Source organism: Streptomyces iakyrus (assembly GCF_000717055.1).
Lineage (GTDB): Bacteria > Actinomycetota > Actinomycetes > Streptomycetales > Streptomycetaceae > Streptomyces > Streptomyces iakyrus.
In genome coordinates, this window is record NZ_JNXI01000023.1 from 91501 (window position 1) to 113243 (window position 21743).

The 21743-nt window shown below is 71.1% G+C and carries 22 protein-coding genes and 1 riboswitch; of the genes, 8 read left to right on the top strand and 14 right to left on the bottom strand.

The window, feature by feature from the left end:
• Nucleotides 1–24 precede the first annotated feature (24 nt).
• The 5 genes from OO68_RS32140 to OO68_RS32160 all read right to left on the bottom strand — a co-directional run bounded on the left by OO68_RS32140 (nt 25) and on the right by OO68_RS32160 (nt 5403).
• A complete protein-coding gene (locus OO68_RS32140) occupies nt 25–1209 on the bottom strand; it encodes a lipoprotein (protein ID WP_033312725.1) in 1185 nt (394 codons plus the stop codon).
• Between the two features lie 33 nt (nt 1210–1242).
• Complete coding sequence (locus OO68_RS32145; protein WP_033312726.1) at nt 1243–2256, bottom strand: C40 family peptidase; 1014 nt, start codon at nt 2254–2256, stop codon at nt 1243–1245.
• Nucleotides 2257–2488: 232 nt separating this feature from the next.
• Nucleotides 2489–3529 (bottom strand): C40 family peptidase, encoded by a 1041-nt coding sequence (locus OO68_RS32150; RefSeq protein ID WP_033312727.1) that lies wholly within the window; start codon nt 3527–3529, stop codon nt 2489–2491.
• 247 nt (nt 3530–3776) lie between these two features.
• Nucleotides 3777–5126, bottom strand: coding sequence for an NYN domain-containing protein (locus tag OO68_RS32155; RefSeq protein WP_033312728.1), 1350 nt, complete (start codon nt 5124–5126; stop codon nt 3777–3779).
• Nucleotides 5127–5163: 37 nt separating this feature from the next.
• A complete protein-coding gene (locus OO68_RS32160; RefSeq protein ID WP_033312729.1) occupies nt 5164–5403 on the bottom strand; it encodes a hypothetical protein in 240 nt (79 codons plus the stop codon).
• Nucleotides 5404–5562: 159 nt separating this feature from the next.
• On the opposite strand from OO68_RS32160, the gene OO68_RS32165 reads away from it, so the two are divergent.
• From OO68_RS32165 to OO68_RS32195, 7 genes are all read left to right on the top strand, one after another.
• The gene (locus OO68_RS32165; protein ID WP_033312730.1) at nt 5563–6315 is read left to right on the top strand and encodes a rhomboid family intramembrane serine protease; all 753 of its coding nucleotides are present in this window, start codon (nt 5563–5565) and stop codon (nt 6313–6315) included.
• Nucleotides 6312–6593, top strand: coding sequence for an Lrp/AsnC family transcriptional regulator (locus OO68_RS32170; RefSeq protein WP_030848030.1), 282 nt, complete (start codon nt 6312–6314; stop codon nt 6591–6593). The genes OO68_RS32165 and OO68_RS32170 overlap by 4 nt, the downstream gene beginning before the upstream one ends.
• 90 nt (nt 6594–6683) lie before the next feature.
• The gene (locus OO68_RS32175; protein WP_033312731.1) at nt 6684–7013 is read left to right on the top strand and encodes a small secreted hydrophilic protein; all 330 of its coding nucleotides are present in this window, start codon (nt 6684–6686) and stop codon (nt 7011–7013) included.
• Complete coding sequence (locus OO68_RS32180) at nt 6937–8454, top strand: sensor histidine kinase (protein ID WP_078625593.1); 1518 nt, start codon at nt 6937–6939, stop codon at nt 8452–8454. Before OO68_RS32175 ends, OO68_RS32180 begins: the two co-directional genes overlap by 77 nt.
• Complete coding sequence (locus OO68_RS32185) at nt 8451–9110, top strand: response regulator transcription factor (RefSeq protein WP_033312732.1); 660 nt, start codon at nt 8451–8453, stop codon at nt 9108–9110. The genes OO68_RS32180 and OO68_RS32185 overlap by 4 nt, the downstream gene beginning before the upstream one ends.
• A 117-nt stretch (nt 9111–9227) precedes the next feature.
• Complete coding sequence (locus tag OO68_RS32190; protein ID WP_033312749.1) at nt 9228–10643, top strand: SLC13 family permease; 1416 nt, start codon at nt 9228–9230, stop codon at nt 10641–10643.
• A 10-nt stretch (nt 10644–10653) separates the two neighbouring features.
• A complete protein-coding gene (locus OO68_RS32195) occupies nt 10654–11847 on the top strand; it encodes a glycerate kinase (RefSeq protein ID WP_033312733.1) in 1194 nt (397 codons plus the stop codon).
• Here the strand turns inward: OO68_RS32195 and OO68_RS32200 are convergent.
• The 6 genes from OO68_RS32200 to ctaE all read right to left on the bottom strand — a co-directional run bounded on the left by OO68_RS32200 (nt 11802) and on the right by ctaE (nt 18885).
• On the bottom strand, nt 11802–13169 hold the full coding sequence (locus OO68_RS32200; protein ID WP_033312734.1) for an aminotransferase class V-fold PLP-dependent enzyme: 1368 nt from the start codon (nt 13167–13169) through the stop codon (nt 11802–11804). The genes OO68_RS32195 and OO68_RS32200 overlap by 46 nt on opposite strands.
• Nucleotides 13170–13300: 131 nt before the next feature.
• Nucleotides 13301–13417: riboswitch (SAM riboswitch) on the bottom strand.
• Nucleotides 13418–13491: 74 nt separating this feature from the next.
• Nucleotides 13492–14556 carry an anthranilate phosphoribosyltransferase gene (gene trpD, locus OO68_RS32205; protein ID WP_033312735.1) on the bottom strand — a complete coding sequence of 355 codons (1065 nt, stop codon included), beginning with the start codon at nt 14554–14556 and terminating at the stop codon, nt 13492–13494.
• A gap of 125 nt (nt 14557–14681) precedes the next feature.
• Nucleotides 14682–16304, bottom strand: coding sequence for a cytochrome bc1 complex cytochrome b subunit (qcrB, locus tag OO68_RS32210; protein ID WP_033312736.1), 1623 nt, complete (start codon nt 16302–16304; stop codon nt 14682–14684).
• Nucleotides 16301–17374: a cytochrome bc1 complex Rieske iron-sulfur subunit gene (gene qcrA / locus OO68_RS32215; protein ID WP_033312737.1), complete on the bottom strand. Its 1074-nt coding sequence runs from the start codon at nt 17372–17374 to the stop codon at nt 16301–16303. Before qcrA ends, qcrB begins: the two co-directional genes overlap by 4 nt.
• Nucleotides 17371–18183 (bottom strand): cytochrome bc1 complex diheme cytochrome c subunit, encoded by an 813-nt coding sequence (gene qcrC, locus OO68_RS32220; RefSeq protein WP_033312738.1) that lies wholly within the window; start codon nt 18181–18183, stop codon nt 17371–17373. Before qcrC ends, qcrA begins: the two co-directional genes overlap by 4 nt.
• Before the next feature lie 81 nt (nt 18184–18264).
• Complete coding sequence (gene ctaE / locus OO68_RS32225; protein ID WP_033312739.1) at nt 18265–18885, bottom strand: aa3-type cytochrome oxidase subunit III; 621 nt, start codon at nt 18883–18885, stop codon at nt 18265–18267.
• 145 nt (nt 18886–19030) lie between these two features.
• On the opposite strand from ctaE, the gene OO68_RS32230 reads away from it, so the two are divergent.
• Nucleotides 19031–19432, top strand: coding sequence for a response regulator (locus OO68_RS32230; RefSeq protein ID WP_033312740.1), 402 nt, complete (start codon nt 19031–19033; stop codon nt 19430–19432).
• A 79-nt stretch (nt 19433–19511) separates the two neighbouring features.
• Here OO68_RS32230 and OO68_RS32235 read toward each other — a convergent pair whose 3' ends face one another.
• From OO68_RS32235 to OO68_RS32245, 3 genes are all read right to left on the bottom strand, one after another.
• Entirely contained in the window at nt 19512–20765 is a 1254-nt protein-coding gene (locus OO68_RS32235; RefSeq protein WP_033312741.1) for a L,D-transpeptidase, read from the bottom strand.
• A 131-nt stretch (nt 20766–20896) separates the two neighbouring features.
• Complete coding sequence (locus tag OO68_RS32240; protein WP_033312742.1) at nt 20897–21295, bottom strand: cytochrome c oxidase subunit 4; 399 nt, start codon at nt 21293–21295, stop codon at nt 20897–20899.
• On the bottom strand, nt 21292–21743 hold a 452-nt coding region (locus OO68_RS32245), incomplete at its 5' end, for a cbb3-type cytochrome c oxidase subunit I (RefSeq protein WP_033312743.1). The genes OO68_RS32240 and OO68_RS32245, both read right to left, overlap by 4 nt.

Here is a 21743-nt window from a genome sequence, read left to right on the forward strand (position 1 = left end):
GACCGCGGACGGCCCGGCCCCGGGTCAGCCCAGCTGCTCCCGCAGATAGGCCCGCCACTGCTCCGTGAAGGCCTCCGGCGTCGTCCCCAGAACCTTCCGCATCGCGTCCTCCACCGCCCCGGGCCGCTCCCGGTGCTCCCCGACGGCCCGGTAGAAGTCGCGCAGCCGGGCCTCGCCCCAGTGGTCGGCGATCAGCCGGCAGGCCGTCCAGCCGCTCTCGTAGGAGCGGGCCAGGCGGCTCGCGTCGCCGGTGAAGCCGAAGTCCTCGTCGTCCGGGAGCGCGGTGGGGACCCGGCCCGCACCGACCGCCCGGGACAGTTCGGGCGCGGCCTCGGCAGGGGTGCGGCCGGTGGTGCGGTAGCCGACCCAGTCGGCGTACCCCTCGGACAGCCACAGGGGCGTGGCGGCCGTGGTGCGGGAACGGGTGGCGACATGGGTGGTCTCGTGGGTGACGACGACCTGCTCGCCGGGACCCCCGAGGAGCGCGAACGCGTCCGGGTTGACGATGATCCGGTCCGCCGACGCCCGGTCCCGCACACCCGTCTCGCCGGTGGTGACCGCCGCGATCCCGCGGTAGGAGGAGGCGGGCGAGCCGAGCAGCCCCGCCATCCCCTCCAGCGACCTCGGTACGAGTACGACGACCCGCCGGCTCCATTGCGTGCCCCAGGCGTCCGACACGGCGGGCACGGCACGGTCGGCCAGGTCGGCGAAGTCCCGCAGCGCCCGCCCGGACTGCCCGACGCCGAGCACGAGACTGTACCGGCCCCGGACGAGGTGCACCGCCCCCTGGTCCCAGAGCTGTTGCGCGGACTTCTTCGCGGGCCGGTCGGTGTCGACGGACCACTTCCCGTCCGCGTCCCGGCTCAGCCGCAGGGTGCGCCCGGCGGTCACCGGCGCCCGGTCGTACCCCGCGACGCGGTAGCGCAGTTCGGCGTCGGCGGTGGCTGTGTCGCCGGTGCGGCGCAGTCCGGTCACCCGGTACGACCAGGCGGCCACCGGCACCTCGCGCAGTCTGGCGAAATCCGTCCCCCTGCCCGTGCGTTCGTAGGCCCGCTCGTCGCGGTCGAGGACGGCTGCGGCCCGCCGGTCCAGAAGCCGCTGGACGTCGGCCGTGGCACGGTCGGCCGCGGGCCGCCCGCCGCACCCGGTCAGGGCGACGAGCAGCACGACGAGCGCCACGAGCACGGACCCCGACCTTCGACCAGCCACGTTCCCGATCGTACGGGCGCCGGGCCGCCCCGGTCAGACCCTGGTGACCGACGAGACGGGCATCATCCCGACCGGGTCGTAGCGCACGGGCGCGCCGGGGTAGGGCGCGTGGATGACCTGGCCGTTGCCCATGTACATCCCGACGTGGCTGGCGTCGCCCCGGTAGACGACCAGGTCACCGGGGCGTGCCTCGGACAGCGGGACCTGCCGGCCGGCGTACCGCTGGGCCTGCGAGGTGCGCGGCAGGGAGACCCCGGCCTGCGCGTACGACCACTGCATCAGGCCCGAGCAGTCGAAGCCGGTGGGCCCGTTGGCACCCCAGACGTAGGGCTTGCCGAGCGCGCTGCGGGCGGCTGCGACGGCGGCCGACCCGCGTCCCGAGGCGGCGGTGGCGCCATCGAGGCCGGGCAGGTCGCCGCGGCCGGAGCGGGAGGCCCGGCCGTAGGCGTCGCGCTCGGACTCCGGCAGGGAGTTGAGCAGCCGCCGGGCCGTGGCGAGTTTGCGCTCGACGGTCTTCTTGTGCGCGGCGACGGCCTTACGGCTCCGGTCCAGTTCGCGGAGCTTCCCGGCGGCCTCCTCGCGGTCCTGGGCGAGTTCGCGCAGGGCGTGCCGGAGTTGCTTCAGCTCACCGGCCTGGTGGGCGGTGAGACGGTCGAGCCGGGACGCGTGGTCGAGGTAGTCGTCCGGGTCGTCGGAGAACAGCAGGGCGAGGGACGGGTCGATGCCGCCCTCGCGGTACTGGGCGCCGGCCAGCGAACCGAGGGACTCCCGCAGGGTGTTGACGCGGTGCTGGCGCCGGGCGATGCGGTCCCGGGCGATGCCGGCCTCGTCGCGCAGCTCGTCGGCGCGCTCGTCGGCCGCGTTGTACGCCTCGGTCGCCTTCTCGGCCTGCTCGTAGAGCCGGTCCACCGAGGCCCGGGTGTCGTCGTACGGTGTGGCGGTGGCCGGCACGGCGCCCACGGCGGCGGCCGCGACGGACAGGAAGCCGACCGCGGCACCGGCGCCCCGGTCGAACCCGGACGGTGCAAGGCGGCGATGAGACCCCACGGGAAGCCGCTCTCCTTCCGCTGGCGGACTTGGAACGCGGCAGACAGTAGCCCCGCGGCAGGGGGCCGCCAACGACCATCCGTGGGTATCCGGCACGGCGCCCCGCCGCTGACGCAGGTCAATGGCGGGGCGTGGGCTCACTCGGGCTGTTGCGATTCGCCCGAACGGCGGACACGGTGTCCTGATCTTGAGGACGCCGGGAGTCTTTGAGGGGCGGCGGCGGGGGCCGGGATCAGACCCGGACGCCGAACATGAACGGGCCGCCGATGGTGTTCATCGACTCGTAGCGGACGACCGTGCCGGTGCGCGGGGCGTGGATGATCTGCCCGTTGCCGGCGTAGAGGCCCACGTGGTGCAGGTCGTTGAAGAAGAAGACCAGGTCGCCGACCTTGAGCTGGCTGACCGAGTAGATCTTGGTGCCGGCCCCGGTCTGGGCCTCGGAGGTGCGCGGGATCTGGACGCCGGCGGCGGCGTACGCCCGGGAGGTGAGGCCGGAGCAGTCGTAGGAGCTCATGCCGGTGGCGCCGTAGACGTAGGGCTTGCCGAGCTGGCTCTGGGCGAAGGCGAAGGCGGCGGCGGCACGGCCGGAGCCGGGCGGGACGTCGGCGGTGAGGGCGTCGCGCTCGGCGGTGCGGCTGGCGCGGTTCTGCTCTGCGGCCAGTTCGGCCTTCTGGGCCGCGGTGAGGCTGTTGAGCAGCTTCTGCGCGGAGGAGAGCTTGCCCTGGACTTCCTTCTTCTTCTTGCCGAGTTCGGTCCGGGTGGAGGCGAGGTCCTTGAGCTTCTCGGAGGCCTCGGCGCGCTCCTGGGCCAGTTCGCGCTGCTTCTCCTGGACCTTCTTCAGCGCCTCGACCTGCTGGCTGCTCAACTGGTCGAGGGTGGAGGCCTTGTCCAGGTAGTCCTCCGGGTTCGCGGAGAGGAACAGCTGGACGGAGGGGTCGATGGAGCCGGTGCGGTACTGCGACGCGGCGGCGAGGCCCAGGCTGTCGCGGAGCTCGTTGAGCTCCTCCTGGCCGCGGGCCACGTTGTCCTGGATGGTGGAGATCTCCTTCTGGAGCTTCTCCTGCTTCTCCTTGGCCCCGTTGTACTTCTCGGTGGCCTGCTCCGCCTCTTCGTAGAGCTTGTCGACCTTGGCCTTGACCTCGTCCTTGCTCGGCTTCTCGCTGGGGGCGGCGTTGGCGGCCTGCGAGCTGAAGGCGACGGCAGCGGCGGCGGCGGTGGTCAGCACGGTCACACGTGCGCGGCTCGGCTGCTTGGGACGACGGTGGGACGCCACGGGTGAAAAGCTCCTTCTCAGCCCCTCCGCCGTCTCTCCCGATGAGTGATCACCCGAGCGGAGGTTTCGGCCCGACCCTAGTGACCTTCCTGTGATCAGTTCAAATCCTCAGATGAAAAATTGCGTCACGGTAGGCCAACTTTTCCTCTGGACTCACGGGTGGTGAGACCCACTTGACGCACGGTGGCTCACAGGTCCCGTCAATTCGGGCATCAGGCCCGGACGTTACGCATGGGGCGTACGTCTCCTAGGGCCGCGAAAGGCGCTTGAGGAGCATCGCCGAGGCCACCGGGCGGGCGCCGGCGCGGGCCACGCCGTCGGCGACCTCCCGGTCGGTGGAGGCCACGATGACCGGGCGACCCGGGGGCTCGGCACGCACCAGCTGCCGGATCAGCTCGTCGGCGGTGACGCCGGGCTTCGAGAAGAGCACCCGGACGCCGCGCGGCGGCGCGAGCAGCACCGGCGCGGCGAGCTCGGCGCCGTCGAAGACGCAGGTCACCTCGGCGCCGCTCTGCGCGGCGAGTTGGGAGAGCTGCCCGAGCAGCCTGAGGCGCTGCTTCTCCAGCGGCATCTGCGGATAGCCGGTCTTGGTGACGTTGTAGCCGTCGACGACGAGATGGGCCTGCGGGAGCGCCAGCAGCTGGTCCAGGACCTGCGGGTCGTGCTCGGACAGGGCACGGGCGGCGATGTCCTTCGGGGACATCCGGCCCGGCTCGACGGCGTCGACGGTCTCGGCGGGGCGCACCGACACCGGCGGCAGGGCCAGTTCGCGGCGGAGCCCCTGGGCGGCGTCCAGCAGGGTGTCCAGCAGCAGCCGGACCCGCATGTCCTCGACGCTGCGGCCCTCGCGGGCGGCCCGGCGCGCGGCCTCCAGGGCGGCCTCGGTCTCGCCCAGCCGGGACTTGAGGCGCCGGGTCTCGCTCTCGGCGGCGGACACCTGGGCGTGCCCCTCGGCGCGGACGGCCTCGATCTCGCCCTGCGCCTTGCGCAGGGCGGCCTCACCGCGCTTGACGTCGCTGAGGGCGGCGCGCAGCTTGCGGTGCAGCGACTCGGTTTCCTTCTTGGCCGATTCCAGCTCCGTGCGCAGCCGCTCGGTCTCGGCCCGGGTGTGGTCGCGGGCCCGGTCCAGTTCGGCGCGCAGCCGCTCCAGCTCGGCCCGGCCCTCCTCGTCGGCGCGCTCGGCGTCGGCCCGCTGGGCCTCCTCGCCGGCGGCCGTCACCTGCTTCACCCAGCCGGGGGGCCGCAGTACGTAGGCCGCGGCCGCCACGTCGAGCGGGTCCGCGGCCGGGGGCGGGGAGCCGGAGTCCAGGGCGCCGGTCAGTTCCGGCTGGGCCTCTCTGAGCTTCTCGCCGATGCGCTGCCGGAACAGCGGGTCGGTCTCCAGGGCGGCCGCCATCGCGTTGCCGGCGAACTTCGCCCGGCGGTTCGGTGCGAACCGGGCGTACTGCCTCAGTTGCGCGGGCAGCTCCCCGACCGTCAGCGCGCCGAAGCCGTCGGAGACGATCTGCACGACCCTGCGGCGCACGCCGTCGGGCAGCGGACGGTCGAGCACCTCGGCGGCGCCGTCGTCCGGCCCCCCGCCCGTGGTCTCCACCATCCGTCACACCCCAATGCCTGAGCGGGGCCGGCTCCTGTCAGGAGCCGGCGCCCGGCCTGTCCACGAGTTCCACCTGGTCCACCGCGTTGCACCAGCGGCAGCGCACCGACTCGATGGTCTCACTGAGCACCTCGCGCTCCTCGACCTTCGGCTCTCCGGCCAGGTCGAGGTGGACGTACTCGACGACCTTCGCCGAGCGGGTCACGTCGAACCTCGTGAGGTTGCCGCAGAGGGTGCAGCGCCACCGCGTCTCGGCGGTCGGCAGGGGAACCGTCATCGTGACCTGTTCTCTTTCCTTCTAGTGTCCGCGACGCGACCGGCATCCCCGGTGCGTGTGGCTCGTAACCCTACGGCCTGGCGGGTACCCGCCGCCCGCGCGTCCACGGCGGCGAGGCGGTCTGGGTGGTTGCGTCCGGTTACGTCATGCTCTGTATTCATGATCCGCAAGTGGAGTGCGTCGCTCGTCCGGGCCGGCAGAGCGGCCCGGGGGTCGTCGGCGCCCGTGACGTACTCACTGATCGCCCTGTGCTGCCTGGCCTTCCTGGCCGGGCCCGCCTCGGGCCTGAATCCGGCCTACGGCACGGGCGACGAACTGCTCGCCGTGCAGCGGGCCTACTTCCGGCGCTGGGGCGTCATTCCCGCAGAACTGTTCGAAGGGTCCGCGGGGTCGGCCCTCACCCCCGCCACCGCGCTCTTCGTCCACGGCAGCTGGGTGCACCTGCTCGGCAACATGCTCTTCCTCTACGTCTTCGGGGCGATGACCGAGGAGCGGATGGGGCGAGTGCAGTTCACCCTGTTCTACGTCGGCTGCGGCTACCTGGCCCTGCTGGGCTACGCCGTCGCCAACGCGGACTCCGAGCAGTCCCTGGTCGGTGCCTCGGGGGCGATCTCCGCGGTCCTCGGTGCGTTCCTCTACCTGTTCCCCCGGGCCAGGGTGACCAGTCTCCTGCCGTTCCTCTTCTTCCTGCCGGTGCGTTTCCCGGCGTGGGTGGTGCTGCCGTTCTGGGCGGCACTGCAGTGGCTGGCGGCGGGGCGGGCCTCGGACGGGCCGGGGGTGGCCTACCTCGCCCACCTGATCGGATTCGGGCTGGGCTTCGGCTATGCGTCGGTCCGCTACGGCCGTCCCACCAGCCCTACTAGAGTGAAGGCCGCCCCTGCTCCGGCCCCCGAGGGAGAGAACCAGCCGTGATCACCGCGATCGTCCTCATCAAGACCAGCGTGGACCGGATCCCCGAGATCGCCGAGTCGATCGCGGCGCTGGACAGCGTCAGCGAGGTCTTCTCCGTCACGGGCACCTACGACCTGATCGCGATGGTCCGGGTCAAGGAGCACGAGGACCTGGCGGAGGTCATCCCGGGCCGGATCAGCAAGATCCCCGGGGTGGAGGGCACCGACACGCACGTGGCGTTCCGCACGTACTCCCAGCACGACCTGGAGGCGGCCTTCTCGATCGGGCTGGACAACTAGCGACGGCGTGCTGCCCGCCGGGCCCCGGATGAGAAGTTCTTCATCCGGGCTTCATCCCGCTCCCCTGGTTCCCTCCGCAGGATCGGGCGCATGGTTTTCTCTCGCCGGATGGCGGCCCTGTCCGCCGTCGTGCTGATCCCGCTGGGCATCGCCGCGACCAGCTACGCGCTCGCCGACAGCCCCGAGTCGCCCAGGGTGCCCTCCCAGCAGGTGGAGCTGGACCACGGCTCGCCCACGCCCACCTCCACCCTCCGGCCCTCTCCGAAGGCCACACCGCCCGGCGCCACACCGGGTGACGAGGTCGTCTCGCGGCCTCCGGTGACCGACAGCTCAGCGGGTGACGATGACGACGACGACCACGGCCGGGGCACCGGAGACGACGGACCGGGCGACGACGACGGCCCCGGCTCCGACGGCTGACACCGGCCCCCGGCGGGTCTCCGCCCGGGTCCGGATCCTGCTCTGGCTGCTGCTCGTGATGGCGCTCGCGCTCGCCGCGGTGGCCATGACCACCCGCTCCTTCCTGCTGCGGGACGTCGACCACCGCATCAACCGGCTGCTCACCCAGGAGACCGGCGAGTTCGCGAACTTCGAGGAGCGCGGCGGGGATCCGCGCACCGGCCGCCCGTTCACCGACGCGGACCGGCTGCTGACGGTGTTCCTGGAACGGCAGTACCCCGACGCGGACGAGGAGCTGATCGGCCTGGTCGGCCGGGCGGGCACCGGCCCCCGGCAGATCCGCCAGCCGCACGACCTGCCCGTCGCCCTGCCCCTGCACGAGGACCCCGCCGCCCGGGCCCGCCTCTTCGGCTCGCCCGACTCCTCCGGCGTGCTCGACCGGCCGCAGGGCGAGATCCGGTGGGCGAAGGTCACCGTGGCCCAGCCGGGCCGGGCGCCGGACGCCGCGTTCGTCGTGGCGTTCCACCCGGAGCGCGAGCAGGCCCGGGTCACCAGCGTGTTCCGCACGCTGCTCGTCATCTCCGGGGTGGCCCTGCTGCTGACCGTCGGCATCGCCTGGGCGGTCGCCGGGCGGATCCTCAAACCGGTGCGGGTGGTGCGCGCGGCGGCGGCGCAGCTGACCGAGCAGGACCTCACCCGCCGGATCCCGGTGCACGGCCACGACGACATAGCGGCGCTCGCCGAGACGTTCAACGGCATGCTCGACCGGCTGGAGCGGGCCTTCGCCGCCCAGCGCGAGTTCGTCGACGACGCCGGCCACGAGCTGCGCACCCCCATCACCATCGTGCGCGGGCACCTGGAGGTCATGGGCGACGACCCGGCCGAACGCGAGGAGACCGTCCGGCTGGTCACCGACGAGCTGGACCGGATGAGCCGCATCGTCGAGGACCTGCTCCTGCTCGCCAAGGCCGAACGCCCCGACTTCGTCTCCCCCGAGCCGATCCAGGTCGCCGAACTCACCGCCGACGTCTACGTCAAGGCCCGCACCCTGGGCGACCGCGACTGGCGGCTCGACGGGGTCGCCGACCTGGAGGCCGAACTGGATCCGCAGCGGATCACCCAGGCCATGGTGCAGCTCGCGCAGAACGCCGTGCAGCACACGATGCCGGGGCAGACCATCCGCATCGGCTCCCGCACCGTCGGCCCGGACCTGGAGCTGTACGTGGCGGATTCGGGGCCCGGTGTGCAGCCGCAGGACGCCGAGGTGATCTTCGAACGCTTCCGGCGCGGCACGGCCCGCCGGGGCGCCCGGGGCTCCGGTGCCGGACTCGGGCTGTCCATCGTCAAGGCGATCGCCGAGGGGCACCGGGGCCGGGTGCAGCTGCACGGCACACCCGGGGGCGGCGCCACCTTCGCCCTCGTCCTGAACACCCCCCGGCCACCGGAAGGGGACCCCTCGTGAACCGCATCCTCATCGTCGAGGACGAGGAGCGCATCGCCTCCTTCGTGGAGAAGGGCCTGCGCTCCAACGGCTTCACCACGACCGTCGTCACCGACGGCGACGCGGGCTACGAGTACGCCCTGACCGGCGGCTTCGACCTCGTCGTCCTGGACATCGGGCTGCCCGGCCGGGACGGCTTCACGATCCTGCGGGAGCTGCGCGAGGCGCGGGTGTCGGTGCCGGTGATCGTGCTGACCGCACGGGACTCCGTACGGGACACGGTGGCGGGCCTGGAGGGCGGCGCCGACGACTGGATGACCAAGCCGTTCCGGTTCGAGGAGCTGCTCGCGCGGGTGCGGCTGCGGCTGCGGACGGCGGCGCGGGCGCCGGAGGTGACGGTGCTCAGGTCGGGCTCGCTGAGCCTCGATCTCCGCACCAGGCGTGCGCGGGCCGGGGAGCGGACGGTCGATCTGACAGCTCGTGAGTTCGTGCTGCTGGAACTGTTCCTGCGGCATCCCGGGCAGGTGCTCTCCCGGGAGCAGATCCTGTCCCATGTGTGGGGGTACGACTTCGATCCGGGGTCCAACATCGTGGACGTGTACGTGCGGACGCTGCGGAAGAAGCTGGGGGCGGAGCGGGTGGAGACGGTGCGGGGGATGGGGTACCGGCTGCCGTGAGCTGCGGGCCGTATGTGGCTGCTCGCGCAGTTCCCCGCGCCCCTGAGGTCCCGCACCTGAAAGTTCCTTCATGTGGAACTCATCGACGGCTCACCGCCCGTGAAGATCCTCGATGGTGTGACGTTGAACCTCCGGACCGCCACCGCCCTGTGCTTCGCCCTGTCGATGTGTGCGCTGCTCGCCGTCCCTACGAACTTCCCGGGGCTCGGTGGCGACGCGCGGGTCACTCTCGTCGTGTTCGTGCTCGCGACCTGTGCCTGGATCGGGACGTCGATCGACGACACGTACATCGCGCTCGGCGCCGGGCTCGCGCTCACGGTGACCGGGGTGATCAGCAGCGACACCCTGTTCGGCACGCTCGGTGATGACACGGTGTGGCTGCTGATCTGCGCGTTCGTGCTCGCGGCCGCGGTGAGCCGGACCGGGCTCGCGGGGCGGGCTGCGGTGTTCCTGGTGAGCGGGGCGCGCACCGTCCGGCAGCTGGTGCACCTGACGACGGCCGCCCTGGTCGTCACGGCGTTCGCGGTGCCCGCCACCTCCGGCCGGGCCGCGCTCGCGCTGCCGGTGTTCCTCGCCCTGGCCAAGGTCCTGGCCGACCGGAAGCGACTGGTCGTGATGCTGGCGCTGCTGTTCCCCACGGTGATCCTGCTGTCGGCGGTGGCGACGCTGATCGGCGCGGGAGCCCATCTGATCACCGTGTCGGTGCTCTGGGAGACGACCGGACAGCAGGTCGGCTTCACGCAGTGGCTGCTGCTGGGCCTGCCGCTGGCCGTGGCCTCCTCCCACCTGGCCGCGGAGCTGGTGCTGCTGACGACGACCCGGCGCGCGGACCGCACCGGCCCCGTCCACATCACCCCCGAGCAGATCCAGCGGCACAGCGAACAGCCGGTCACCGGCCCCTGGAGCCAGGCCGAGAAGCGCTGTGTCCTGCTGCTGGCCACCGTGATCGTCCTGTGGTGCAGTGAGCCGCTGCACCGTGTGCCGCCGGCCCTGGTGGCGCTGATCGGCGCGGTCATCGCCGCCTCGCCCGCCCTCGGCACCGTGCGCCTGAAGGACGCGCTGAAGACCGTCCCCTGGTCGCTGCTGCTGTTCATGGCCGCGACGATGGCGATGGGGGTCGCGCTAGCCGACTCGGGTGCGGCGACATGGCTGGTATCCGGGCTGCCGGCCGGCGCGTCCCCGATGGTGTTCCTGGCCATCGTGATCACCGTCAGCACGGTGGCCCACCTCGTTCTGCAGTCCCGTTCGGCCCGCTCGTCGGTGCTGGTGCCGCTGGTCGTGGCCGCCTCCGTCGGCGTCGGGGTCAACCCGGTCGCCGCCGCCCTCGCCTCGACCGCCGCCGCGGGCTTCTGCCACACCCTGCCCGCCTCGGCCAAGCCGGTCACGCTCTTCGCGCAGCTCCCCGGCACCCCGACCTACACCCCGCGCGACCTGCTGCGGCTGTCCGCCGTCCTGGCGCCGCTGACCGCCGCGCTCGTCCTGTTCTTCGCCGTCGCGGTGTGGCCGCTGCTCGGCGTGTCCGTCACCCGTTGAGGAGCCTTCCGTGCTGAACCGTGTCGTCGTAGCCCCCAGCGGCTTCAAGGAGTCCCTGTCGGCCGAGGCCGCCGCCGACGCCATCGCGGCCGGCGTACGCCGGGTCCTGCCCGGCGCCGACCTCGACCTCGTGCCCCTGGTGGACGGCGGCGAGGGCACGGCTCTCGCCCTGGCCGCCGCGACCGAGGGCCGGATCGTCACCACCGCGGCGACCGGCCCGGTCGGGGAGACCATCGCCGCGCACTTCGCCCTCCTCGGCGGCGGGAACACCGCGGTCGTGGAGATGGCGGCGGTCGCGGGCCTCTCGCTCGTCCCGCGCGGCCTGCGCGACCCGGGCGCCACGACCACGTACGGCGTCGGCGAGCTGATCCGCGCCGCCCTGGACACAGGCGTCCACCGGATCCTCGTCGGCTGCGGCGACTCGGGCACCTCGGACGGGGGCGCGGGCGCCCTCCAGGCGCTCGGGGCGCGGCTGCTGGACGCCGAGGGGCGCGAACTCCCCCACGGCGGCCGTGAGCTGACGCGCCTGCACCGTATCGACCCCACCGGCTTGGACCCCCGGCTCACGGAGGTGGAACTGCTCGTCGCCTGCAACCCGTACAACGTGCTGTGCGGCGATCGGGGCGTGGCCCGGGTCTTCGGTCCGCAGAAGGGCGCGACGCCCGCGCAGGTGGAGGAACTGTCGGCGGCCCTGGAGAACTGGGCGTTCGTCCTCACCCGCGATGCCGCCGTACCGGACAGCGACCTGCGCTCCGGGCCCGGCACGGGCGCCTCCGGCGGCCTGGGGGCGGGCCTTGCCGCCCTGGGCGCCCGGCTGCTCCCCCGCTTCGACGTGCTGCTGGACCACCTCGACCTGGACGCCCGGCTGGCCCGCGCCGACCTGGTCGTCACCGCCGAGGGCGCCCTGGACCACCAGACGCCGCGCGGCAAGGTCCCCGCCGAGGTGGCCCGGCGCGCGAAGCTCCACGGCCGGCCCGTCCTGGCCCTGGCCGGCACGCTCGGCGAGGGGGCGGGCGAGGTGCCGGGCGTGGACGCCTGTCACGGCATCCTGCCCGCCCCGATGGAGTTGGCCGAGGCCCTGCTGCGCGCGAGCGAACTCCTCACGGACGCCACCGAACGCGCCCTGCGGATGATCGTCCTGGGCACCCGGCTGCCGGTTCAGGCGGAGGTGTCGGGCACGCAGCGCCCGTCCTCCGTGCGGTAGTTCCACCGCGCCCCGTCCGTCACGAGCTCCTTCACGGCCCGTACGAACCGCTCGACGTGCTCGTCCGGCGTGCCCGCGCCGAAGCTGACCCGGATGGCGTTGAGCGACTTCTCCCCGGGCTCGGACTCGGGCGACCCGCACTCGCCCTGCGCCTGCGGGTCGCTGCCGAGCAGGGTGCGCAGCAGCGGGTGGGCGCAGAACAGCCCGTCCCGTACGCCGATGCCGTACTCGGCGGACAGGGCGGCTGCGAAGTGAGAGCTGTTCCAGCCCTCGACGACGAAGGAGAGCACGCCGACACGCGGCGCGTCGTCCCCGAAGAGGGACAGGAACCGCACCTCGGGGACATCGGCGAGACCGTCGCGCACGGCGCGGACCAGGTGCTGCTCCCGGGCGACGAGGCGGTCGAAACCGGCCTCGGTCAGCGCCTTGCAGGCCGAGGCGACCGCGTAGGCGCCGATGACGTTGGGCGACCCGGCCTCGTGGCGGGCGGCGCTGTCGTGCCACGCCACGTCCACTCCCCCGTCCTGGCGCCGGCTGACCTTGCGGCTGGCGCCGCCGCCCGCGAGGTACGGCTCGGCCGCGCGCAGCCAGTCCGCCCGACCGGCCAGGACGCCCGAGCCGAACGGCGCGTACAGCTTGTGCCCGGACAAGGCGACCCAGTCGACGTCGAGGTCCGCGACGGACACCGGGTGGTGCGGGGCCAGCTGGGCGGCGTCCAGCACGATCCGCGCACCGTGGGCGTGCGCGGCCGCCGCGAGTTCCCGTACGGGCCACAGCTCGCCGGTGACGTTCGAGGCGCCGGTGACGCACACCAGGGCCGGCCCGTAGGGGTCGCGGTCGGCGAGGGCGCGCTCCAGGGTCTCGACGGCCTCGCGGGGGCTGCGCGGGGCGTCGAGGTACGTGACGCGGGCGTCGCGCCAGGGCAGCAGGGAGGCGTGGTGCTCGGTCTCGAAGACGAAGACCTGGCAGTCGGCGGGGAGGGCGGCGGCGAGGAGGTTGAGTGAGTCGGTGGTCGACCGGGTGAACACGACCTGGTCGTCCTCGCGGCAGCCGAGGAACCCGGCGACGGTCCGGCGGGCGTTCTCGAACAGGTCGGTGGAGAGCTGGGAGAGGTACCCGGCACCGCGGTGGACGCTGCCGTAGTAGGGCGCGTAGGCGGCTACGTCGTCCCAGACCCGCTGGAGGGCCGGGGCGCTGGCGGCGTAGTCGAGGGCGGCGTAGGCGACCTCGCCGCCGGTCACGAGCGGCACGGTGACATCCCGCCCCAGAACGGGCAGCGGGGCACAAACGGACGGAGCGGAGGCAAGGGTGGAGACGGACATGGCGGAACTCCCGTGAAGGCAGGTGGAATCCGCCCGCGAGCGCGTCGGCTCAAGCGGGGGAAAGGAAAAGGGGGATGCGGAGGCGGGGCTCTGCGGCCCTATCGCATTCGCTGGTTCACGGAAGACTCCTCGTCACGCGCTTGCCGTAGACCTCGCTGCCTACGACCCGGTCTTCACCCGGGGCACCCCGCCACGGACGGAGGGTTGCCGGACAGTCGGCCGGGGCCTCATGACTGTCACTCATGACCTGATCAGGAACGTACGCGAAGAGATCGGCGTCCCGCAACCCGAGTCCGGATCGCGGGACGCCGTCCGTGGTGTCCTACCTGTTGCTGGCGGCCACCCAGCGCTCCAGCGTGCGCTTGGCCGCCCCCGAGTCGATCGACTCGGCCGCCTTCGCCATCCCGGCGCCGATCTGCTCGGCCAGGGGCGCGGCGGTGGGCTCCAGGGCCACCAGCGCCGCAGCCGAGTTCAGCAGGACCGCCTCGCGGACCGGGCCGGTCTCGCCGTCCAGCAGGCGGCGGGCGACCTCGGCGTTGTAGGAGGCGTCGGCGCCGCGCAGCGCCTCCACCGGGACCAGTTCGAGGCCCACGTCCCGCGGGTCGAAAGTTTCCTCGGTGACCTGGCCGTCCCGGACGATCCACACCCGGGAGGTGGCCGTGGTCGTGAGCTCGTCGAGGCCGTCGTCGCCCCGGAAGACCAGGGACGAGTTGCCGCGCTCGGCGAAGACTCCCGCGACGATCGGCGCCATGCGCGGGTCCGCCACGCCGACCGCCTGGGCGCGGACCCGGGCCGGGTTGGTGAGCGGGCCGAGGGCGTTGAACACCGTGCGGATGCCCAACTGGCCGCGGGCGGCGCCCGCGTGCCGCAGCGCCGGGTGGAACTTCACCGCGAAGCAGAAGGTGATCCCGGCCTCGTCGGCGACCTCCGCGACGCGGTGCAGCGGCAGCTCCAGGTTGACGCCGAGCTTCTCCAGCACGTCGGAGGCCCCGGACGCCGAGGACGCGGCCCGGTTGCCGTGCTTGACGACCTTCGCGCCGGTGCCGGCGACGACGATCGAGGACATCGTGGAGATGTTGACCGTCTTCGCGCCGTCACCGCCGGTGCCGACGATGTCGACCGTCGCCCCGGGCACCTCGATCACGTTGGCGTGCTCGTACATCGTGCGGACCAGGCCGTTGATCTCCTCGACGGTCTCGCCCTTGGCGCGCAGCGCCACGACGAACCCGGCGATCTGCGCCTCGGTCGCCTCGCCGCGCATGATCCGGTCCATCGCCCAGGCGGTGTCGTCCGCGCCCAGGTGCATGCCGTCCAGCAGGCCGTTCAGCAGCAGGGGCCAGGAGCGGCCCGCCGCGGTGTCGCCTCCAGCGGGGGTCACAGCGCTCATCAGCCGCTCCAGGGTCGTCGTACGTCACGTAAAAGCAGTGGTCCCACCCTATCCAGCCCCGAGCACCACGAAGGGCCTCGTCCGGTGTTCGGACGAGGCCCTTCTGTGGCGTGGCGAAGCAGTGATCAGTGGTGGCCGTGGCCGCTCGTGATCTCCCGGTACTCCTCGGCGGTGGGCTTCGGAATCTGGGCGCCCTCGCCGTAGTAGGCGTCGCTGAGCTTGGCGCGCAGCTTCTCGGAGCCCTTCACCTTGCGCTCGACACCGTTCTCGTCGACCGTCGGGCCGATCTCGGCCGGCTGGTACTGCTCGTGCGCCGTGAGCGTGTACATCTGCTCCTGGCTGAGCGGCTCGTGCACCTCGATGAACTCACCGTGCGGCAGGCGCTTGATGATGCCCGACTCGCGGCCGTGCAGCACCTTCTCCTTGTCCCGGCGCTGCAGGCCGAGGCAGATCCGCTTGGTGACGATGAAGGCGATGACCGGTCCGACGAAGAACCCGATCCGGACGAACCAGGTCACCGCGTTGATCGACAGATGGAAGTGCGTCGCGACGATGTCGTTGCCACCGCCGATCAGCATGATGATGTAGCCGGTGACCCACGCGACACCGACACCGGTGCGGGTCGGGGCGTTGCGCGGCCGGTCCAGGATGTGGTGCTCGCGCTTGTCCCCGGTGACCCACGACTCGATGAACGGGTAGAGGGCGATGATCGCGAGGAACACACCGAAGAGCAGCAGCGGGATGAACACGCCCAGGACGAGGGTGTGGCCCCAGAGGTTGATCTCCCAGCCCGGCATCGCACGGATCAGGCCTTCGGCGAAGCCCATGTACCAGTCGGGCTGGGCACCGGTCGACACCTGGTCGGGCCGGTACGGGCCGAGGACCCAGATCGGGTTGATCGTCGCGATCGCGGAGAGGGCCGCGATGAGACCGAAGACCAGGAAGAAGAAGCCTCCGGCCTTGGCCATGTAGACCGGCAGCAGCGGCATGCCGACGACGTTCTTGTTCGTGCGGCCGGGACCCGCGAACTGGGTGTGCTTGTGGTAGAAGACCAGGATCAGGTGGCCGACCACGAGCCCGAGCATGATGCCCGGCAGCAGCAGGATGTGGATCGAGTAGAACCGGGCGACGAAGTCGGTGCCCGGGAACTCCCCGCCGAACAGGAACATCGAGATGTACGTGCCCACGATCGGCACGGACAGGATCGCGCCCTGCGTGAAGCGGACACCGGTGCCGGAGAGCAGGTCGTCCGGGAGCGAGTAGCCGGTGAAGCCGGTGAACATGCCCAGGACGAACAGCAGGAAGCCGAACAGCCAGTTGATCTCGCGCGGCTTGCGGAACGCGCCGGTGAAGAAGACGCGCATCATGTGCACGAACATGCCGGCGAGGAAGATGATCGCCGCCCAGTGGTGGATCTGCCGGATGAGCAGACCGCCGCGGACGTCGAAGCTGATGTCCAGCGTGGAGGCGAACGCCTCCGACATCAGCTGCCCCTGGAGCGGGACGTAACTGCCGTGGTACTCCACCTCGTTCATCGACGGGTGGAAGAACAGCGTCAGGTACACACCCGTGAGGATGATGATGATGAAGCTGTAGAGGCAGATCTCACCCAGCATGAAGGACCAGTGGTCCGGGAAGATCTTGCGCATGTTGGCCTTGGCCAGGGAGTAGATCCCGAGGCGGCCGTCGGCCCAGTCGGCGACCCGCTCACCCGCGGGGGCCTTGCGGCGTGTCTGTGCAGTGCTCATCCGCGCTCCCAGAATGCAGGGCCGACGGGCTCGTCGAAGTCGCCGAGCGCCTCAAGATAGCCCTCGTCGTTCACGCCGATGCGGAGCTGCGGCAGGGCGTGACCGGCGGGACCGAAGATCACTCGGGCACCGTCGGAGAGGTCGAAGGTGGACTGGTGGCAGGGGCAGAGCACGTGGTGCGTCTGCTGCTCGTACAGGGAGATCGGGCAACCGACGTGGGTGCAGATCTTCGAGTACGCGACGATGCCCTCGTGCGACCACTCGAGCTCGCGCTTGTCCTTGATGTCCTCCGGCTGGATCCGGACGATCATCAGGGCGGCCTTGGCGATCTCGTTCTGGAACGAGTGGTCGTGCTCCTCCAGGCCCTCGGGCTTGGCGAAGGTCAGCGAACCGACCGCGACATCGGACGGGCGCAGCGGCTCGTTCGTGTTCATGTTGACGAGCAGCTTGCCCTTGGACCACAGCGTGTGGCGGAGCTTCGTGCCGGGCAGCGGGCCGAGGTCGCGCAGCAGCACGACGCCGGAGAGCGGCACCAGCGTGAGCGCGCCGAGCATCGTGTTGCGGATCAGCTTGCGGCGGCCGAGCGCGGACTCCTTGGCGCCCTGCTTGAAGTCGGCGAAGACCTTCTCGCGGACCTCGGGCGTCGCCTCGATCGGGTGCCGCTCGTCGGCGACCTCCACGTCCGACATCAGGGTGCGGGCCCAGTGGACGGCGCCCGCGCCGATGCAGAACAGCGCGATGCCGAGCGTCATGCCCAGCGCGAAGTTCAGGGCGCTGATGTGGCCGAGCGGCCAGATGTAGACCGACTTGTCGACCGGGATCGCCACGAACGCGGCGATGAAGGCGACCGTGGCCAGCATCGACGTCGTGAACATCAGGGCGACCGAGCGCTCCGAGCGCTTGGCGGCCCGCTCGTCGACGTCCTGGATCCGGTGCTCGTGGGGCGGCAGGCCCGGGTCGGCGAACGGGTGCTTGTCGTCCGCGACGCTCACCGCGCCGTGCCCGTGCTCGTCATGGCCTGCGGACTGCGCGGCAGGCAGGTTCTCTTCTGGAATGTCTTGGCTACTCATGACTTCTTGGCCTTTGCGGTCCGGGCGGCGACCCACACGGCGACGGCGATCAGACCGCCGAGACCGAAGATCCAGCCGAACAGGCCCTCGCTGACCGGCCCGAGGCCACCCAGTTCGAGGCCGCCGGGGCTCTCGGTCTTTTCGCTGTTGACCGCGTCGAGGTACGCGATGATGTCCTTCTTGTTCTTCTCCGACAGCGTGGTGTCGGGGAAGGACGGCATGTTCTGCGGGCCGGTCTGCATGGCCTCGTAGATGTGCTTCGGGGAGACGCCCTCGAGGGTCGGCGCGTACTTGCCGTGCGTCAGCGCGCCGCCCTTGCCGGTGAAGTTGTGGCACTGCGCGCAGTTGGTGCGGAACAGCTCACCGCCCTTGGCGATGTCGGCACCCTCGGGGCCGTACTGCTCCTCCGTCGGGATCGACGGGCCGGCGCCCAGCGAGGCGATGTACGCCGCGAGCTGGTCGATCTCGGCCTGCGAGTAGATGTTCTTCTTCTCCGGGACCTGGGGGCCCTGGGAGGTGGCGGCCGGCATACGGCCGGTGGCCACCTGGAAGTCGACGGCCGCGGCGCCCACACCCACCAGGCTCGGCCCGTCGGAGGTGCCCTGACCGCCGGTGCCGTGGCAACTGGCGCAGCCGACGGCGTAGAGCTTCTTGCCCTCCTCGATGGTGAGGGACTGGGCGGTTTCGTCGGCCTGCGCCTTGTCCGCGGGTGCGAACACGGCGTACAGCCCCCCGGTGCATGCCAGCGCGAGGAGTAGGACGACGAGCGCCGCCAGCGGGTGGCGTCGTCGTGCGGAGAGCTTTTTCACGGATTACCCCGGTGTCAGGATCTTCTGCGTCGATGCTTCTGGGATGCGCGCTTCGTCGAGCACGCGCGGATGCGGGCCCTGCTACTTGATCATGTAGATCGTGGCGAAGAGACCGATCCAGACGACATCGACGAAGTGCCAGTAGTAGGACACGACGATCGCGGCCGTCGCCTGCTCGTGGGTGAACCTCCGGGCCGCGTAGGTCCGGCCCAGGACCAGCAGGAAGGCGATGAGTCCGCCCGTCACGTGCAGGCCGTGGAAGCCGGTGGTCAGGTAGAACACCGAGCCGTACGGGTCGGAGGAGAGGGACAGGCCCGCCTCCTTGACCAGCTCCGTGTACTCGAAGACCTGACCGCCGATGAAGATCGCACCCATCACGAACGTGACGATGAACCACATCCGGAGCTTCTTCACGTCACCGCGCTCGGCGGCGAAGACGCCGAGCTGGCAGGTGAGTGAGGAGAGCACCAGGATGGTGGTGTTCGTCGCCGAGAACGGGAAGTTGAGATGGGCAGCCATCTCCTTCCAGTGATCGGGACCCGTCACCGATCGCAGGGTGAAGTACATCGCGAAGAGGGCCGCGAAGAACATCAGCTCGGAACTCAGCCAGATGATGGTTCCGACGCTGGTGAGGTTCGGCCGGTTGACCGACGGGTGCGCGTGCCCGGTTTCTACTGTCGTTGCTGTCGCCACGACCGACATTATGTCGGTCGCTTATCCCGCCCTCACTCCGGGGGGTGCCGTTCGGAGTGTCTAAGCCGGTCGTACCGGTGTTGACGTGGTGTTCAAGGGAGTAGCATCCGGCCCAACGGGCCTGTCCTTACGACGCTGACGTCACGGAGGAACAATGCAGCCGACCGCCACGGTGCTGGTCTACAGCGACGACTCCAACACCCGCGAGCAGGTGCGGCTCGCCACGGGACGGAGGCCGGCTCCGGACGTTCCCGTGGTGGAGTTCCTGGAGTGCGCGACTCCGGCCGCGGTGCTCAAGGAGCTGGACCGGGGTGGGATCGACGTCTGTGTGCTGGACGGCGAGGCCGTGCCGATGGGGGGCATGGGGGTCTGCCGGCAGATCAAGGACGAGGTGTTCGACTGTCCGCCGGTGCTGTTGCTGATCGGGCGGCCCCAGGACGCGTGGCTGGCGACCTGGAGCCGGGCCGAGTCCGCGGTGACCTTGCCGGTGGAGCCGGTGGAGTTCGCCTCCGCATTGGCCTCTCTGTTGCGGGAGAAGGCGGCTTTGAACGCCTGAGGGGTCGGGTTCGCCCGTAGTTCGGCGTGTGCGGGCGCGTGGGGGCTGTTCGCGCAGTTCCCCGCGCCCCTGAGGGCGTTCAGACGCTCTGCGGCCTCAGCCGGGCCCTGTCGGCCTCCGTCGGGCCGTCCGGGGTGCCGCCGACCAGGGCGCTGCCGGTGCGCCACTTCGCCCAGTCGAGGTTCCAGTCGCCGAAGCCGTTGCCGAAGGGGGCCATCATGTCGCCGCCGGAGTTGATGACCTTGACGATGTCGCCCTCGCGGACGGTGTCGTAGAACCAGGCGGCGTTCTCGGTGCTCATGCCGGTGCAGCCGTGGCTGACGTTGGCGTAGCCCTGGGAGCCGACGGACCAGGGGGCGGCGTGGACGTACTCGCCGCTGTTGGTGACCCGGACCGAGTGGTGCACGATCAGGTCGTAGAAGTCCGCGGCGCCGATGCTGGCGCTGGTCATGCGGACGGTGCCCTCCTTCGCCAGCACGACCTTGACGCCGTTGCGGGTGTCGTAGCCCGGCATGCCTGTGGTGACCGGTATCTGCCGGACGATCTCGTCGTTCTTGTAGACGGTCATCTGGTGGGCGGCGGCGTCCGTGACGGCCACGAGCTTGTCCGCGGTGGTGAAGGTCAGCGGCTTGGCCTTGCCGCCCCACATCCGGTCGCCGATCTTGATGCCCTGGAGGTTGCTGCGGACCTGGACGGTGGCGTGGGCGGGCCAGTAGTCCTTCGGGCGGTAGTGGAGCTTCTTGTCGTCCACCCAGTGCCAGGCGCCGTCCGTGGAGGGCGACGAGGAGACCTTCAGGGCGCGTTCCACGACGGCCCGCTGGGCTGTGTCCTTGACCGGCTGGCTCAGCTCGGCCGTGACGGGCTGGCCGACGCCGTAGGTGCCCGTCTTGGGTCCGAAGGTGACGTCCAGGCTCTTCTTGGTGGTGGGCTTGCCGGTGTCGAAGGTGACGACCTTGCGGCCGGGTGCCCCGTCCTCATCCTCGGTGCTCACCCGGACCGTGTAGCTGGCGTTCGCGGCGAGCGGGGAGGTGCTGTGCCAGCGGCTGCCGTCGGCGGCGAGTTCGCCCGCCACGTAGCGTCCTGAGGCGTCGTGGGCGGTGACGTCCGTGATGCGCCCGTCGGAGTCCTCGACGACTTCCAGTGGCTTGTCCGGGTCGGCCTTCTGGCGGCCCTCCGAGGGGGCGTTGAAGGAGACCTGGTCCGCCGCGTCGTAGGGGCGGGCGGCCAGCGGGTTGCCGTCCGAGCCGCAGGCGGTGACGCCCGCGCAGAGGGCGATCACCAGCAGCGTGCAGCCGACGACGGTGCGGGGGCGGGATATCACTGTGTGGCTCATGAGCTCACGCTAGGAAGCAGCGTCAACAGCGGCACGCCGAGCGAACCGTACGAGTGACACGCATTACGGCAAAAGCAGGGGCCCGGACGCTCCTTGCGGAGTGTCCGGGCCCCTGAGGCGCTCGGCGCGTGTTACTGGGTGCGGTTCTCACCGCGGTAGTACTCGAACACCCAGCCCCAGACGCCGATCAGGATGATCGGCAGCGAGAAGTACATCAGCCACCAGCCGATCGCGATCGACAGGAAGGCGAGGGCACCGCCGATGGCCAGGGAGAGCGGCTGCCAGCTGTGCGGGCTGAAGAACCCGACCTCGCCGGCGTCGTCCGCGACGTCCGCCTCCTTGTTGTCCTGTGCGCCGACGTCCACCCGCTTGGCCGTGAAGCCGAGGTAGAAGCCGATCATGATGCACAGGCCGAAGGCCAGGAAGAGGGCCGTGGTACCGGCCGGCTCCTTCGACCACACGCCATAGACCACGGCCATGGCGAGGACGAAGACGCTCAGCCACATGAACATCTGACCCTGGATCTTCACTTGCCGGCCTCCTTGCCACCAGCGATGGCCTTCTCGCCGTGACCGACGTTCTCGAGCTGGTCGAGGGCGGCGATCTCCGGGTGGTGCAGGTCGAACGCCGGGGATTCACTGCGGACCCGCGGCATGACGACGAAGTTGTGCCGCGGCGGCGGGCAGGAGGTCGCCCACTCCAGGGAGCGGCCGTAGCCCCACGGGTCGTCGACGCCGACCGGCTTGCCGTACTTGGCCGTCTTCCACACGTTGTAGAAGAACGGCAGGATCGACATGCCGAGCAGGAACGAGCTGATCGTCGAGACCGTGTTCAGCGTGGTGAAGCCGTCGGCCGCCAGGTAGTCGGCGTACCGGCGCGGCATGCCCTCGGCGCCCAGCCAGTGCTGGACGAGGAACGTGCCGTGGAAGCCGATGAACAGCGTCCAGAAGGTGATCTTGCCGAGACGCTCGTCCAGCA